General features: G+C 45.2%; 12 protein-coding genes and 1 pseudogene. 4 read left to right on the forward strand and 9 right to left on the reverse strand.

The features are described 5' to 3' along the window. Positions 1 to 24: 24 nt before the first annotated feature. The 8 genes and pseudogenes from RWY97_RS00705 to RWY97_RS00735 form a co-directional block, all read right to left on the reverse strand. Positions 25 to 1,638: a RagB/SusD family nutrient uptake outer membrane protein gene (locus tag RWY97_RS00705; RefSeq protein ID WP_315564980.1), complete on the reverse strand. Its 1,614-nt coding sequence runs from the start codon at positions 1,636 to 1,638 to the stop codon at positions 25 to 27. Positions 1,639 to 1,665: 27 nt separating this feature from the next. After that, positions 1,666 to 4,665: a SusC/RagA family TonB-linked outer membrane protein gene (locus tag RWY97_RS00710; protein WP_315564981.1), complete on the reverse strand. Its 3,000-nt coding sequence runs from the start codon at positions 4,663 to 4,665 to the stop codon at positions 1,666 to 1,668. Positions 4,666 to 5,352: 687 nt separating this feature from the next. Then, positions 5,353 to 5,673 (reverse strand): annotated as a pseudogene (locus RWY97_RS09935) (hypothetical protein); the annotation flags it as partial. A gap of 204 nt (positions 5,674 to 5,877) precedes the next feature. Beyond that, a complete protein-coding gene (thrS, locus tag RWY97_RS00715) occupies positions 5,878 to 7,842 on the reverse strand; it encodes a threonine--tRNA ligase (protein ID WP_315564982.1) in 1,965 nt (654 codons plus the stop codon). An 83-nt stretch (positions 7,843 to 7,925) separates the two neighbouring features. Further along, positions 7,926 to 9,893: a tetratricopeptide repeat protein gene (locus tag RWY97_RS00720; RefSeq protein ID WP_315564983.1), complete on the reverse strand. Its 1,968-nt coding sequence runs from the start codon at positions 9,891 to 9,893 to the stop codon at positions 7,926 to 7,928. 5 nt (positions 9,894 to 9,898) lie between these two features. Continuing rightward, a complete protein-coding gene (def, locus tag RWY97_RS00725; RefSeq protein ID WP_021583234.1) occupies positions 9,899 to 10,462 on the reverse strand; it encodes a peptide deformylase in 564 nt (187 codons plus the stop codon). Positions 10,463 to 10,474: 12 nt separating this feature from the next. Further along, a complete protein-coding gene (ruvX, locus tag RWY97_RS00730) occupies positions 10,475 to 10,897 on the reverse strand; it encodes a Holliday junction resolvase RuvX (RefSeq protein WP_315564984.1) in 423 nt (140 codons plus the stop codon). A 14-nt stretch (positions 10,898 to 10,911) separates the two neighbouring features. Further along, a complete protein-coding gene (locus tag RWY97_RS00735) occupies positions 10,912 to 11,400 on the reverse strand; it encodes an SPOR domain-containing protein (RefSeq protein ID WP_024992277.1) in 489 nt (162 codons plus the stop codon). A 273-nt stretch (positions 11,401 to 11,673) separates the two neighbouring features. Between RWY97_RS00735 and RWY97_RS00740 the strand changes: the two genes are divergently transcribed. From RWY97_RS00740 to RWY97_RS00750, 3 genes are read left to right on the forward strand one after another with little or no spacing between them, the layout of a single operon-like run. Continuing rightward, entirely contained in the window at positions 11,674 to 11,892 is a 219-nt protein-coding gene (locus RWY97_RS00740) for a YtxH domain-containing protein (RefSeq protein ID WP_021583369.1), read from the forward strand. Between the two features lie 5 nt (positions 11,893 to 11,897). Beyond that, positions 11,898 to 12,248 carry a phage holin family protein gene (locus tag RWY97_RS00745; protein WP_314739502.1) on the forward strand — a complete coding sequence of 117 codons (351 nt, stop codon included), beginning with the start codon at positions 11,898 to 11,900 and terminating at the stop codon, positions 12,246 to 12,248. A 4-nt stretch (positions 12,249 to 12,252) separates the two neighbouring features. Further along, positions 12,253 to 12,528, forward strand: coding sequence for a hypothetical protein (locus tag RWY97_RS00750; protein WP_024992279.1), 276 nt, complete (start codon positions 12,253 to 12,255; stop codon positions 12,526 to 12,528). A 363-nt stretch (positions 12,529 to 12,891) separates the two neighbouring features. Here RWY97_RS00750 and RWY97_RS00755 read toward each other — a convergent pair whose 3' ends face one another. Next, entirely contained in the window at positions 12,892 to 13,626 is a 735-nt protein-coding gene (locus RWY97_RS00755) for an SDR family NAD(P)-dependent oxidoreductase (RefSeq protein ID WP_314739390.1), read from the reverse strand. Between the two features lie 123 nt (positions 13,627 to 13,749). On the opposite strand from RWY97_RS00755, the gene sppA reads away from it, so the two are divergent. Then, entirely contained in the window at positions 13,750 to 15,519 is a 1,770-nt protein-coding gene (gene sppA / locus RWY97_RS00760; RefSeq protein ID WP_024992281.1) for a signal peptide peptidase SppA, read from the forward strand. The last annotated feature ends 49 nt before the right edge of the window (positions 15,520 to 15,568 follow it).

Raw genomic sequence — 15,568 nt, forward strand, 5'->3', positions numbered from 1 at the left:
AATATTTTAGTTTCATAAAACAGACTATTTGTCCCAACCTGCATTCTGCTTGATTTTCTTGTTTATGGTAATTTCATTCTTGGGGAACGGCCATACAAACCTATAATTGTCTGCTCGAATATTCATCGTTTCTCTAAACCCGGCAGCATAGAAAGAGCTCGGCACTTGGTAGTAACCTTTTGCACCTTGGTGTGAGCGTCGACCTATGCCTTGTTTCCAGCGACGCAGATCCCAAAGGCGGAAGCCTTCAAAGGCCAGTTCACGGGCACGCTCGTTCTTTATCTCTTCGTAAAGCGCTTCTCCATCCAACGTAGTAACGGGCATTCCGCGTGAAATGCGAAGCGTATTGAGGTATTCCTTTGCGGCATCCAAGCGGTTCAGCTTATGGGCTGCCTCGGCTGCGATGAGATATTGCTCGGCAATACGGAAAGGTTTGGGTGCTTGGTTCCCGTTCGGAACATAACCTCCCCAATGTGTGCTGTTAAGTGTAGCGTAATTGGGATTACCTTTGAATTTAGATATTACATAAAGCTCTGTAGAATTATTCACATCACTGACCGTTGTCTTCACAAATTCAAAGAGCGACAAGGCACGGTGATCGGTTTCTGTTGCGAAGAGCGTATTCATCACCTCTTTCGTAGCTACATAAGGCGGTTTGTTGTAGTCGCCGACTTTGCTTGGTACACCTGCACCATCCCAATGAGTGGTTGTAGACAAGTCGGCACCATAAAGATTGGTAACTGTGGGGATTTCGTTTTCTTTTGCTACATAAGGTTGCCAAATCTGTTCTACACCGCTATCATAAAACCACATTTGGGCAAAAGCGTCTTCGCGAGGATCTATCTTCTGCTGACTATTTAGTTTTGCTTTATATGCCGTTATCAGAGGATAAATGCCTTTGTCAATGAGTTGCTTAGCTTCGGCAAACGCCTTTTCCATATCACCTATATAAAGGTATACGCGTGCACGCAATGCCCTTACGGCATCGGCACTTATTTCCGTATTTCCAGCTTTCGTAGAAACGTCGGTTAACAGTGTTTCGGCCTCTTGCAAATCCTTTAGTATTTGTTTGTAGGTTTCGCGGTTCGTAGCACGTCCCGGTTTTTCCAATGGTTTAGGGATAAGTGCCAGTGGTATGCCCAGAGTTTTATCTGCCGTACTCTCCTCGTAGGGCTCTCCCCACCGTAGGGCAAGATTAAAGTGATAGAATGCGCGTGCAAAATAGGCGTCTCCCAAGTAATGGTTACGATTGGGTTTCTCCTCTTCTCCCACTTGCAAACGTGGTAGTAACTCTATTACCACGTTAGCGTCTACTAAGGCTGCATAATAAGAATGGTAAATCTCTTGTATCACATTGCTTTCGGGCAATAAAGTCCAGCCGTGAAAATCAGCGTAGAGACTGTTGAAAGCAGCATGGGCATTGAGCATATCGGCTTGGGCTTCTTGGGGCAGTACATAGCCTCCACCAAATTTACCACGCAAGGTAGAATAAATACCGTTATCCCATTTCTTAGCATCTTGTATATTTCTGAAAGAGTCTTCATAATTGATATAGTCGGCTGGTTCGCGATCTAAGTCACACCCTTGTGCCACTGTTACCAATAGCAATGCGAAAAATAATATCTTACTCGTTTTCATATATCTATCAAAATGTGTTATAACTGGTTATAAACCTATTTCTACGCCGAAGCTTACCTGTTTGGTGTTGGGATTAACGCCATAGGATATACTGCGGTTAATCTCGGGATCAATACCCCTAAACTTCGTAAAGGTAAGCAGGTTTCTACCTGTAAAGAAGAGTTTGGCCGACCGCACAACCTTTTGTCTGCCCAAAGCCTTGCGAGGCAAATCGTAACCGAGCGTGAAGTTTTTAAGCCGCATGAAAGAGGCATTCTCTAACATTTTAGAGTCAAGGTAGGTACTTTGATGATTATCTTTCCGAACCCATTCAAGAGATGGAAATTCGGCATTGTCGCCCTCTTTCTTCCAATAGTCGAAGAGCCTACGCGAACCGTTGAAGTTGCTTTCGCGATCGCGAATATAGTAGTCGTTCTCATAGCGTTGCTTATCCATCGAAAGCATGTGTTTGCCAAGGGCGAAGAAGAAATCAGCATTCACGTAGAACCCTTTCCAATATGCCGATATGCCCCAACCGCCGGTAACGGGTGTATAGGCGTTGACGCCTGAGTTTTGCTCTAAAGAGCTGGTATATTCTGTTGCCACATCGCTATCGTCGCGCCTTGTTTGTCCGATATCCGTACCGGGCTTATACCATTCGGGAACACCGTTCTTGGGGTTCACTCCCTTATAAAGCGGAACCATAAATGTAACGGGCTTACCTACGATGTAACCAAGTTGAGACCCCGGCTCGTACCAATGATCACGACCCTCGAAGAGTTCTAACACCTTATCACGGTTGTAGTTGAAGTTGGCATTGGTAGATACACCCCAGTCTTTACCTCTCAAGATATCTACATTCAGCTGACAGTCAATACCGTGATTGAGATATCTGCCCACATTTTCATACCGAGTAACATAACCGAGGCTCCCTGTGGGTAAACCGGAGCTGTAAGACAAGGGAACTTCGAAGAGCATATCGCTCGTAATACGATTGTAGTATTCCAGGTTTACATCTATTCTGTTAAACATACGCGCTTTTACTCCGATAGTAAGTTTGCTTTGCCGTTCCCATCCTAAGTTAGGATTACCGTCGCTGATAAATCCCATACTCATTTTGTCCATCTTTTGGCCTACTTTCCCCACGTAAGCTGCTGTGCTGTAAGGCGGGATAGACGAGTTACCCTGTGTTCCGTAGCTGCCTTTTACATCGAGAGCATTGAGCCATGTTGCATTTTTAAGGAAGCGTTCTTCCTTGGCTTTCCACAAGAGCCCAACCGACCAAAACAGTCCGTTACGCTTGTTCTTCCCGAAACGCGAAGAGGCATCGTTGCGTAAAACAAGGTCTACGAAATATTTCTCTGCATAATCATAAGATATCTGTGTAAAGAACGACAAGAAAGCGTAGCCCGTTTCTTCTTCGCTCACGGCATAGTTTCGTGTTACGTTGTTGAGCAGATAAAGCCGATCGTCGAGCAATCCGGAGCCACTTGCCGAAAAGCCATCGTCTTTATAATCGATATACTCGTGCCCGAGCAATGTAGTGAGATGATGATCGCCGAAAGCCATTTTGTAGGTTGCCGTATTGGTAACAGTAATATTAGAGGCCTTGGAAAAACCGCGCGACGAGCTACCGTTGCCATAAGCACGATAATAGCTGGGCAACGTACGCGAACGGTTGGTACCGTAGTCGAGCTCCAAACCTACCATCGAACGAATCGTAAAGTCTTTCAGTGGTGTAAGAGTAAGGCTACCGTTGGTAGACAGAATGAAAGCATTCGACCGGGCGGGATTGGTAGAGATAACGTGCCGCGGGGTTGCGATATCAAGCAGCGGTACGCGCTCTAATTCCTGCCCCGTATTAGGATCGTAGGGAGAAGCGAAAGGAGCGTTCATTGCTGCCAAACCTCCGCCCACTGCATTATTATTGCCGAAAGGCGACAGACGTGTATCGTCGTAAGACACCTGTGTGTTGATGTTGGCGCGCACCCAGTCGTTAAGCTTTGCTCCGAGGTTCATTCGCCCGAAAGCTTTCTTATAGCCCGACCCCATACGCAAACCGTCTTGACTAAGCGCACCGCCCGAGAAATAGTAGTTGACCGTGTTTGTGCCACCCGACACAGATATATCGGCCGTATACATCGGAGCCGGCTGATATACGTATTTATACCATTGGAAATCTGTTTCTTTGAAATACTTTTCTTTCAGCTGTGCTATTTCGGTTGCGCTATATATTCCTGTTTCCTGATAATAGCGAAGCAGTTCGGGGCCGCTCATCAATTGGTCGAAATAATCGGTATTGGCCAGCGACGAAACCGCATATTGTGCACGAATATTGATGCTGGCCCGCATCTCCGATTTCCCTCTTTTGGTGGTGACATACATCACTCCGTTGGCTGCCCGAGCTCCATAGATAGAGGTAGCGGCGGCATCTTTCAAGAATTGTACGCTCTCGATGTCGTTGGGGTTCATTGCTTGTAAAACGCCCATGCTCACCTGCATACCGTCTAAGATAACCAAAAGCCCCGTGCCAGCACCGAGCGAACCTTGCCCGTGCAAGGCCATCGACAACTTTGAAGAGGGCTCGCCCGACGACGAAAACACCTGCAATCCACTCACCTTGCCTTGTACGGCGTCGAGCGGATTGGCTACGGGTTTCATTGCAAGATCTTTGGCACCCACTTTCACTACTGAAGCAGAGGTATTGGCTACCTTGCGTTCCATATAGCCCACAACTACCACGTCATTGAGCATAAGATCAGCCGGTTCCAGTTTCACGTTCATCTCAGGCTTGGCCGTCAACTCCCGACTGGTATAGCCCATAAAGCTGAATGTAAGTTTCTCGCCTACTTTAACCTTAATTGAGAACTTACCGTCTACGTTAGATACTGTACCCGTTTTGGGTGCTGACTTGGGAATTATGCTCACTCCAGGCAACACGTCTCCATTTTCATCGGTGACGATTCCCTTAACGGTGATAGTTTGACCTAAGGTGGAAATAACTCCTAAAAATAAACAAAGGGCAAACATCCAAATTCTTCTTTTCATAAATTGATAATATAGGTTATTTTAATTTCTTCGTACAGTTTAAATACTATCAACCAATGGTAAAAGGCGTATTTCTATTTCGTTAAGCGTTTTTAGTTTGTTATGGTTATTCAGTAGTTAGGCGAAAAACTTCTGCAAATATATACAATATTTTATAAACTATACAATAAAATAGAACAGAATTTTAATCCGTACGCTACTTTTTTTTATTTATTAACCCACGTCTTACCGTTCATAACCATCTCAGACTGACGAAACATTCACTTCCCAAAGTTTCCCAAGTTTTGTATAAGTTTTCTTGAATACTAAAATTAAATATAAAGAGGAACAGTAGCGATATATTAAGTCTTGTTATATAGGCAGATCTGACGCATTAGAAATTTTCTCCTTATTTTATTTATCCCTTTCATAGGAAAATCTTATTTTATACCCCAGTTTGGGATAAAAAAGTTGTTTTCCTGCCGGCGGAACAAACTTTTCCGTTTTTCGATTCTCAATCTGCGGAAACCGATCGAAAAAATACTTTTTTCCTTTGTTTCCATCTGGAATCGTCCATAAATCTTTATTTTTCTTCTGATTCCATCGGAAACAGCAAACAAATTTAAATATATTTACACTTTCCTAATGGAAAGAAGAAATCTATTTTTGTTTATTTGCACTTCCCGATAGAAAGAGAGAAAATATATCTTATTTATTAACGCTTCCTTGTCGTCTTGAGAATGTTAGTATATCCAACCTATTTTTATTTATTTCACTCATACCATTATGAGTATTGAGTGTCCTTTTCTAATTGCAAGTTATATCCTCCCAGCATATTTGTCGTATAATTAGGTATGCTTAGTTCAGAATATTCTTTATAGATAAGAAAAGGGCCAGTTAAGATGAGTCTTTATTGAGCGTCTTGCCGTTCTTAATCTCCTATGCGTATAAACTATTTTACCGGAAATCAAAATCGTTCTTTCCTCTATAAGAGTTCTTCCAATCATCACACCATTTACAGAAAGTAGAAATGTAATTCTTTAATATTTCGGAGAACAAGTATGGATTCCGAGAGAACAGGGGGCTTGTCGAATACAAAATAAAAAGGACGATGACAGGTTGGACAGATAAAATCGTTTTCGTGCGTTTTCTATAAAATACAAAATAAAAGACCGCAGACAACACTGGCTTTCCAAAAGCGGAAAGCCAGTGTTGTCTGCGGTTTATGGGCTATCAATCCTGGGGATGGATGTTCGTGACTTCAAGCATCCCGGCTACTTCGTCGTTGACGCGTTTGGCAAACTCGTCCATCCGCATTGTGGCTTGTTCGCCACCTCCTTGACGGCGCATAGAGACGAGTCCGTCAGCGGCCTCTTTCTCGCCGACGATGACCATATAGGGGACGCGCTTGATTTCGTTGTCGCGAATCTTGCGACCGATCTTCTCGTTGCGGTCATCGATCGTGGCACGTACACCTTGCTCGTCAAGATATTTGGATACACGCTTGGCGTAGTCGTTATATTTCTCGGAGATGGGTAGAATGGCTACTTGGTCGGGCGTGAGCCAAAGCGGGAAATGTCCGGCCGTGTGCTCGATGAGTACAGCGCAGAAACGTTCGAGCGAGCCGAACGGGGCGCGGTGTATCATCACCGGCGTCTGCTTAGTGTTGTCTTCGGCGGTATATTCCAGTTTGAAACGTTGCGGCAGATTGTAGTCTACCTGAATGGTCCCGAGCTGCCAGCGACGGCCGATGGCGTCTTTTACCATAAAGTCGAGTTTAGGACCGTAGAAAGCTGCTTCGCCGTAAGCAATCTTGGCATCGAGGCCTTTCTCTTTGCAGGCTTCTTTGATGGCGGTTTCGCTCTCTTCCCAGACCTCATCGGAGCCGATGTATTTTTCGGTATCTTTTGGGTCGCGCAGGCTGATTTGTGCTTCGAAGTCTTCGAATTGGAAGATCTTGAACACAGTCTGAATGATGTCCATCACACGTAGGAACTCGCCTTTAACTTGATCGGGGCGACAGAAAATGTGGGCATCGTCTTGCGTGAAGGAGCGCACACGCGTAAGGCCGTGAAGCTCGCCGCTTTTCTCATATCGATAGACCGTACCAAACTCTGCAATGCGCAGAGGCAGGTCTTTGTAAGACCGGGGCTTCCAGGAGAATACCTCACAGTGGTGCGGACAGTTCATCGGTTTAAGCATATACTCCTCGTCTTCTTCCGGAGTGCGGATCGGTTGAAATGAATCCTTACCGTAATGCGCATAATGTCCGCTGGTGATATAAAGGTTCTTTGAACCGATATGCGGCGTAATGACCTCCTGATAACCGAATCGTTTCTGAATCTTGCGCAGCATATCTTGCAGACGCAGACGCAATTCCGTTCCTTTCGGAAGCCAGATAGGAAGTCCTTTTCCTACTCTCTCGGAGAACATAAACAACTCCATTTCTTTTCCGATCTTGCGATGGTCGCGCTTCTTGGCTTCTTCAAGCATCTGTAAGTAGTCATCGAGCATTTTCTTCTTGGGGAAAGTAATGCCATAAATGCGTGTCATTTGCTCACGTTTGGCATCGCCGCGCCAGAATGCACCGGCCACGCTCGTGATTTTGATGGCTTTGATGGCACCAGTGGACACGAGATGTGGACCGCGACAGAGATCGGTAAAAGCGCCTTGTGTGTAGGTAGAAATGGTACCGTCTTCCAGATCTTGGTCGATATGTTCGCACTTATATTCCTGCCCATCGGCCCCGAACTCTTTAAGGGCATCTGCCTTCGACACATTCTTTCGCACAACGGGCTCGTTTTTCTTAGCCAGCTCGCGCATTTTTTCTTCAATCTTCGGGAAATCGCTCTCGCTGATGACATCCCCCTGCTTAGGCATTACGTCATAGAAGAAACCATTTTCGATGGCAGGCCCGAAACCGAACTGAATGCCGGGATAAAGTTCTTGCAGCGCTTCGGCCAGCAAATGCGCCGACGTATGCCAGAAGGTGTGCTTACCTTCTTCATCTTCAAATTTGTAGAGTGCGATGTGCGCATCTTGGTCGATCGGCCTGTTCAGTTCTACCGTCTCACCATTAACTCCGCAAGATACAACGTCGCGGGCGAGAGCCGGTGAGATGCTCTCGGCGATTTGTAACCCGGTTACGCCCTTTTCGTATTCACGAACAGAGCCATCCGGAAATGTGATTTTAACCATAACAAATTAGTTTTTAATCTTAATCAGTTGCAAAAGTAACCTTTTCTCCGGAGATAACGGCATAAATGAATAACGAATTGCAATTACTTCTTCTCGCTTTTCTTGATGATGCTGTAAGCACTGTAAAGCCCTAATTCGCCAGCTTTGCTGAGATCGGTTACGCCGCCTGGCCTATCGCCAGACTGCATACGGATAAGGCCTCGATTGTAATAAGCCTCGGCTAAATTGGCATTCAAGGCAATAGCAGTGGTGTAATCGTCTATCGCTTTACTGTAATTCTTTTGTCGGACATAAAGATTCGCACGGTCGAAATAAATATAAGCGTTCTTCGGACTAAGCTTAACGGCAGTGTCGAAATCGCTCATCGCACGCGCCATCTGCAACTGCGCATTAATACCTTGCGAAACATTGAACTCGCTGATCATCGTCAGACATACGCCGCGTTGATAATAAGCAATGGCCGACGTGCTATCTATCTGAATATAAGCAGTGAGATCGGTAATAGCTGCATCGTAATTCTGCACCACCGAATAGGCTACAGCGCGTTGCAATAAAAGAGGTTTCGCCCGGTCGACATTGCGCTGTGCATCAACAAGAGACGACAAGCTATCGATGGAATGGAAGAAAGTATAAGTCTGTGCTTCATTGAGCTGCGGCGGATTGCAGGTGACATAAAGATGGCGGGCAGGCTTCTGGGTATTGTTAAAAGCTTCAACCTCGCGGTCGAAAGCCTGATAAGACTTGATACCGTTGGTATATTTAAAATAAGAAAGCATATACATAGGCATCGGCAAAGTCTCGACCGAACGATTCTGTACACGCCCGCGGTATTCGCTTTTATACTCGTGCTCAACCGTATTTTCATCTGCCACTACGAGCTGATTATATTTCTCAGGATCAATCTCACTACGTTTGCGTAAAACCTTAGCCTTGGCCTTACTCCACCGCGCCTGCAAACCAACGTGCTTATCCATCTGAGCCTTAAAGATGCGAAACTCATCCCGCTCTGCCTGCGCAGTCATTCCAAGGCGCCGATAACAACGCGCACGATATTGAAGTCCGGTCCAGAAATTAGGGAATTGGTCTATGACAGCTGTATAATCGCGAATGGCAGCCCGAAGATTACCCGTCTTATCGTGCAAGATTCCACGATTGAAGATGGCTAAGACATTGCCGGGCTCCATCTTGATGACATAATCAAAATCGATAATGGCACGATTATCATCGCCCAATTGCATTCGGAGCAGACCACGATTGTAATGCGCCAAAAAGTTATTGGGGTCTAAATCAAGCGCTGTATCATAGTCGGCCATCGCACCGCGGAGATTGTTGTAATTGAATCGGGCCAATGCTCTGTTGACATAATTACTGACCATCTTAGGTTTGATATGCAGCGCTTTACTCAGAAATTTATCGGCATCGCGCCACTGTTTACGCGCCAAACTGATATAGGCCCGCGTGGTCCAGGCATCACCGTCATACGGATCTACGGCCAAACTCTTGTCAAGCCATTTGGCAGCTTGCACCGTATCTTTCTCCTGTAAGTAAAGTTCAGCATTGAGCGAATAGGCATTAGCAAACTTCGCCCAGCGTCTGATGATCGTATCTACTTCATTATGTGCCGCCTGATAGTCTTTTACATTCATCCTGCATATAGCCCGATTGAACCAGTAGTTACGATTGGCAGGATTGATACGAATAGCTTCCGAATAATCGGTAATAGCCTGTTCGTATTTCTTTTGTCTGATTCGTGCAATCGCCCGAAGGTCATAAATACCATCAATATATGGATTCAGCTTGACAGCTTGCGTGGCATCGGCTTCCGCCCCGGTAAAATCGTCTAAATAAAACTTGGCTGCACCGCGATACAACCACGGCTGATAAAGATAAGGTTTGAGCGCAATAACTTGATTGAAGTATTGAATCGAAAGCACATAATCCTCATAGTGGAGAGCTATCTCCCCACTCGTTATCAGCCTGTCTGTATTGAATTGGGCACGTGTCCCTATCGAAATGACAGACAATAACAAGAGAATAACATACTTCCGCATATCTTTTATTTACGCAAAGGCTTGGTTTTATAACCGCAGCGATAACGTCCTTGCAACATCGCTTTAAGTTTACCGTGAATCAATTGTTTACGAAGCGGCGAGATACGATCAATAAACAGTTTGCCGTCTAAGTGGTCAAACTCGTGCTGCATCACACGAGCCAAATACCCTTCTACCCATTCATCGTGTTCATTGAGTTCTTCATCGAGATACCTTACATGGATTCTCGTAGATCGTTCTACATTTTCGTGAATGCCCGGCAACGATAGGCACCCTTCCTCTATTGTCTTTTTCTCAGATGCTTCATCCGTTTCAAGGATGTGCGGATTAATGTAAGCCTTGCGGAAATCCTTATATTCGGGCAGATCATCAGACAGTACATTGAGGTCGATCACAACCACTCGAATCGACTTCCCGATTTGAGGCGCTGCCAACCCGACACCGTCCGACGCATCCATTGTCTCGAACATATCGGCTATCAACTGTTTCAAGCCAGGGTAATCTGTGGAAATATCCTCAGCTACTTTCCGCAAAACGGGTTGTCCATATATATATATAGGTAATATCATAATCGTCAATCATTAAACGGATGGGTGCCGCGCACGCATATAATCTTGCAAAAGAATGGTAGCACTAATCTCGTCCACCAATGCTTTATTTTGTCGAGCTTTCTTCCGTAAGCCTCCATCCAGCATCGCCCTGTGGGCTAAAACCGATGTAAAACGTTCATCGTAAAACTCAATAGGAATATCGGGCAATGCCCGTTTCCACCGATTCACAAATTGTTTCACTCGTTCTAAGTTCTCGCTCGGCGAACCGTCGGCCTGTCGCGGTTCGCCGATCACAATACGTTCTACTGTTTCCCGCCGAACATAGTCTTGCAGAAACGTAAAAAGTTCAGACGTAGAAACAGTCGCCAATCCGCCTGCAATAATCTGCAACGGATCGGTGACTGCCAGTCCGGTACGCTTTTTCCCGTAATCAATGGAAAGTAAACGTGCCACCTATAATATTCAACTTACTTCTTGAAAAGCAACCACGCATCCGGATAAGTTGCACGGAATGCATCGCGAGAGCGTGCCGCATCACCTTTCGTGTCATAGGTAGAAGCTACCACCCGATACATATTCCGATTAGAATTGTACGCTAATTGTGCATCATAGCCAGCCGACTTCAGCGTGCTTTGCAGTCCTTCTGCATTAGCTTTTACTGAGAACGAGCCTACAACCACGCTATAAGCTTTCAGCCCCGAGCCATTGATCAACGTCACATCTTCGGTCCGAGCCACTACATTATCGTAGTTGTCGGTAACTGTCGACTGTGTAGCAGTTTTCTCCTCTAACGGAGCTACCACGGGGGCATCGTCTTGTTGAGCTCCGCCTTGTGCCTGTTCCTGTGCCTTGGCCTTCTCATAAGCTTTCTTATAAGCGCTCTCTTTATTCGAACCGCAACTTGCCAACATCAGGGCTGCTATTAAACTGGCGCTCAAAATAAATCCTTTTTTCATCATCTTACTTAGTTATTAGAAGTTCAACTTATGTTCAATTTTAAACAGTGCGAAGATACGAATTATCTGATAAATAAGAAGAGAAAACCCGCATAAAGTTTGTTAAATCAAGGAAATACAACCTTTTTAACAAAAAATATAGGCCAAATTGTACATATCTCATAATATTTCATTATATTTGCTTTCAAATAACGCCCTCGGTTCGAATACATCTCATTGTAATGCCGAACCGAAAGGAAGAATGAACATTTGTCTAACTAAAATTGATAGAAGATGAAAACGTTAGGTTACATTGGAGCTTTCCTCGGCGGAGCCATTGCCGGAGCAGCTCTCGGTTTGTTAGTTGCACCCGAAAAGGGAGCAGAAACACGTACGCGTATTGCAGATGCTGTCGACAACTTCTGCAACAAACATAATATCAAACTGAGTCGAAAAGAAGTAGCCGACTTGGTTGATGATATTAAAGATGCAGCCAATGAGATGGCTGGATGAGTATGATGTTTTCCAACGACAAGAACATTGAGACGATCGGGCAGCTCGTAGAGGTGCTCAAACATTACATCGGGCTTCAAACGGAATACGTGAAGCTCGATGTAATCGAGAAGATCGTGAGACTGCTTACAGTAGCTGCAATGACGGTCGTATTGGCCTTATTACTATTACTTGCGGTAATATATCTGTCGTTTTCTGCAGCCTACGCTTTGACACCCAACCTTGGAGCAGCCGGCGCTTTCGGTGTCGTTGCAGGCGGATATCTATTCATTCTGTTGCTGTGCATCATCTTTCGCAGGCAGTGGATCGAGCGTCCGTTAGTCGGTTTTCTGGCAAACCTTTTAATGGAGAAGTAAAACTATGGGCAACATTGACCAAACTTCCTCTACATCCTACAAATCTTTGAACGAGATTCGAACCCGCAAGGAGACACTACACGAGGACATCCGTAAAGCTGACGAACAGATTCGGACATTATGGAACGACTTGTTTCATCAGCCCGAAATATCTGATACACGTCCTTCTAAACGTATTATGGGCCTGCTAAATGCTGGAACAGGCATCATCGACGGTCTGATTCTCGGGTGGAAATTATACCGAAAATTCAACGGCAGCAGTCTGTTTCGCGGGCGATAACCCACTCTATTTGTAATCGACTGATTACAAACAAGTTACAAATCCCTTGAAAATACCATGCATTTAACGGTTAATGACCTGGCATTTAACGGTTAGTTGTATACCAATTAGCCGTTAAATGTAACACAACTAACAGTTAATTGGAATGTAAGTTATATTTCATTGATTATCAAATACATATAAGCAAGATGACAATATTCAAGGTTGCCGTCTATTTATATTTACTTATGCTTGTAGTATATTACTAATAAGTGCCATAATATTCTGTCCTATGGCATCAAACAATATGCTCTAATGTAACGGATAAGGTTGTTCCAACTCACAAAAGATGGTTACTTCGCATACGCAACGATTGGATTTGCACTATCCCTTTTGGTTTGTCAAACGCATTTTCCGCCACATCCGGTTGGGGATGAGTCGCCAGAAAAAGACCAGAATGCGATAACGCCAGTCGATGATACAAACGTGTCGCCGCGCGGCCAACGCACGAACGATGTACCGGGCTACACGCGTTTTGTCCATTAAAAGCGGATAACGATCGCCCGTCAACAACGGCGTGTCTACAAATCCGGGGCGAATATCAGTGAAAGAAAGATTCAGTTTTCTACTGATAGACAGTTGTTCCAAAGCTTGAATATAAGTGTTTTGGAATGCTTTCGTTGCACTGTAAGCCGCCACCGGGCCCAGACCTTTCGTCCCTGCGATAGAAGAAATAACGGCGATATGCCCTCCTCCGTGGGCAACCATATAACCGAAAGCTGCGTCTACCATACGAGTGAAGCCCAAGGCATTGGTCTCCACGATGCGCATTTCAATATCTGCATCTACCGTTCTGTTTTGTTGACCAATTCCCGATGCGTGAAAATACAGATCCATTCCGCCCAACCGATCGACCAAAGATTGCAATTCAGTTGCTGCTCCATTGTCGGTAATGTCTATCCGTGCAGTTTCTACTTGCTCAGGAAAAGCATTCTTAATCTCCCTCAGCACCTCTATGCGACGCGCCGCAATGCCGACGCGCCAGCCATCAGCCAGCAAGAGCATCGCCACTTCGCGTCCGATACCCGATGACGCGCCTATGATTATTGCCCGTTTCATAGCTGCAAATATACTTAATTTCATCCACATATTCACCGAAAAGATAAAAAAGATAAAGTATAAACTGTTAGTTATCATTTATTTTACTATCTTTGCAGCAACAACTTAACGTGTCTCTATCGTATGAAAGATTTTTTTAAGCACACGCTTGCAACAATCGCAGGTTTATTTATTTTCTCAATCATCGTCATAATCATCGGCGTGATGAGTTTGGTAGGTATGGTTTCAGCCGGTGAAGCCACTAAAACCGTTGCGGATAAGTCGGTTCTTGTACTTAACTTATCAGGTGAATTGCAAGAGCAGTCAGAAGATAACGTTTTCCAACAGTTTGCCGGCACTCCCTTCGGTAACTTGGGATTGGAAAAGATCTTATCTGCCATTAAAAAGGCAAAAAACAATGATAAGATAAAAGGTATTTATATTGAAGCCGGCGCCTTAGGTGCAGACTTCGCCTCGTTACAGGAAATTCGCAATGCGTTGCTCGATTTCAAGAAGAGTCATAAATGGATCATTGCTTATGCAGATACATATACTCAGGGTACATATTACGTGGCTTCGGCCGCCAATGAAATTTATCTGAACCCGCAAGGGATGATTACCTGGCACGGTTTGTCTGCCCAACCCATTTTTATCAAGGATCTTTTGGCCAAGGTGGGCATACGAATGCAGGTGCTGAAAGTGGGAAAATACAAGAGTGCGACAGAGATGTTCACCGGCGATAAGATGAGCGATGCTAACCGAGAACAGACTACCGCTTATCTCACAAGTCTTTGGAGCAATGTCTGTAAGGCTGTTTCGGAGAGTCGGAAGATCAGCATCGATTCGCTCAATACTTATGCCGACCGCCTGGTTATGTTTGAAGATGCTCGCCAGTTAGTGAAATATAAGATGGTAGACGGTCTGCTTTACACCGACCAAATCAAGAAAAAGATAAAGCAACTTCTTCATATCGACGACGATAAAGATATCAACCAGATCAGCATCGCAGATATGTCGGGTGTCAAGGAGAAGTTGAAAGGTAAAGAAATTGCCGTCTATTACGCTTATGGAGATATTGTCGACAGTCCGATTACTGGCGGATTGCTGGGTAGTAAACACCAAATCGTAGCACAAGATGTGTGCAAAGACCTTGCCGATTTGATGGAAGACGACGACGTGAAGGCTGTAGTCATTCGCATCAATACGGGTGGCGGCAGTGCGTACGCATCTGAACAGCTGTGGCATCAGATCGAGATGCTCAAACGAAAAAAACCTGTCGTAGTGTCGATGGGTGGCGTAACAGCTTCGGGTGGCTATTATATGAGCTGCAACGCCAACTGGATCGTGGCGCAACCCACTACCATTACGGGTAGCATAGGTATCTTTGGAATAGTGCCCGACCGTAGTCAGCTGCTCACCCAAAAGTTAGGTATCAAATTTGACGAGGTAAAAACCAACCGAAACGCAACCTTCGGAACCAGTGCTCGACCAATGAACGCAGCCGAATTAGGTTATATGCAAGCCTATATAGACCGTGGTTACAAACTGTTTCGGCGTCGGGTAGCCGACGGACGACATCTGTCTACGGCCCAAGTAGAACAAGTTGCACAGGGACATGTCTTTACCGGCGAGGCGGCCAAGCAGTTGAAGCTTATCGACCAACTCGGAGGCATCGATGCAGCAGTAGCTAAAGCCGCACAGCTTGCAAAGCTTTCAGAATATCATACCCATACTTATCCAGCACCGACAGATTGGTTTGAACAGCTGTTCAACACTTTCGGAGGCGGCAATTATCTTGATGGTAAGATGCGCGCAGCACTTGGCGACTACTACGAACCTGTGATATTGCTCAAGCAAATGAATCAATTAGACGCACTGCAAGCTCGTCTCCCGTTCTTTTTAAACATCAAATAAGGATGCGAACAGAGGGAGATCTCATTCGAATCAACGAATGGTTATTGCC

The organism is Hoylesella pleuritidis (assembly GCF_963541955.1).
Classification (GTDB): Bacteria; Bacteroidota; Bacteroidia; order Bacteroidales; family Bacteroidaceae; genus Prevotella; species Prevotella pleuritidis.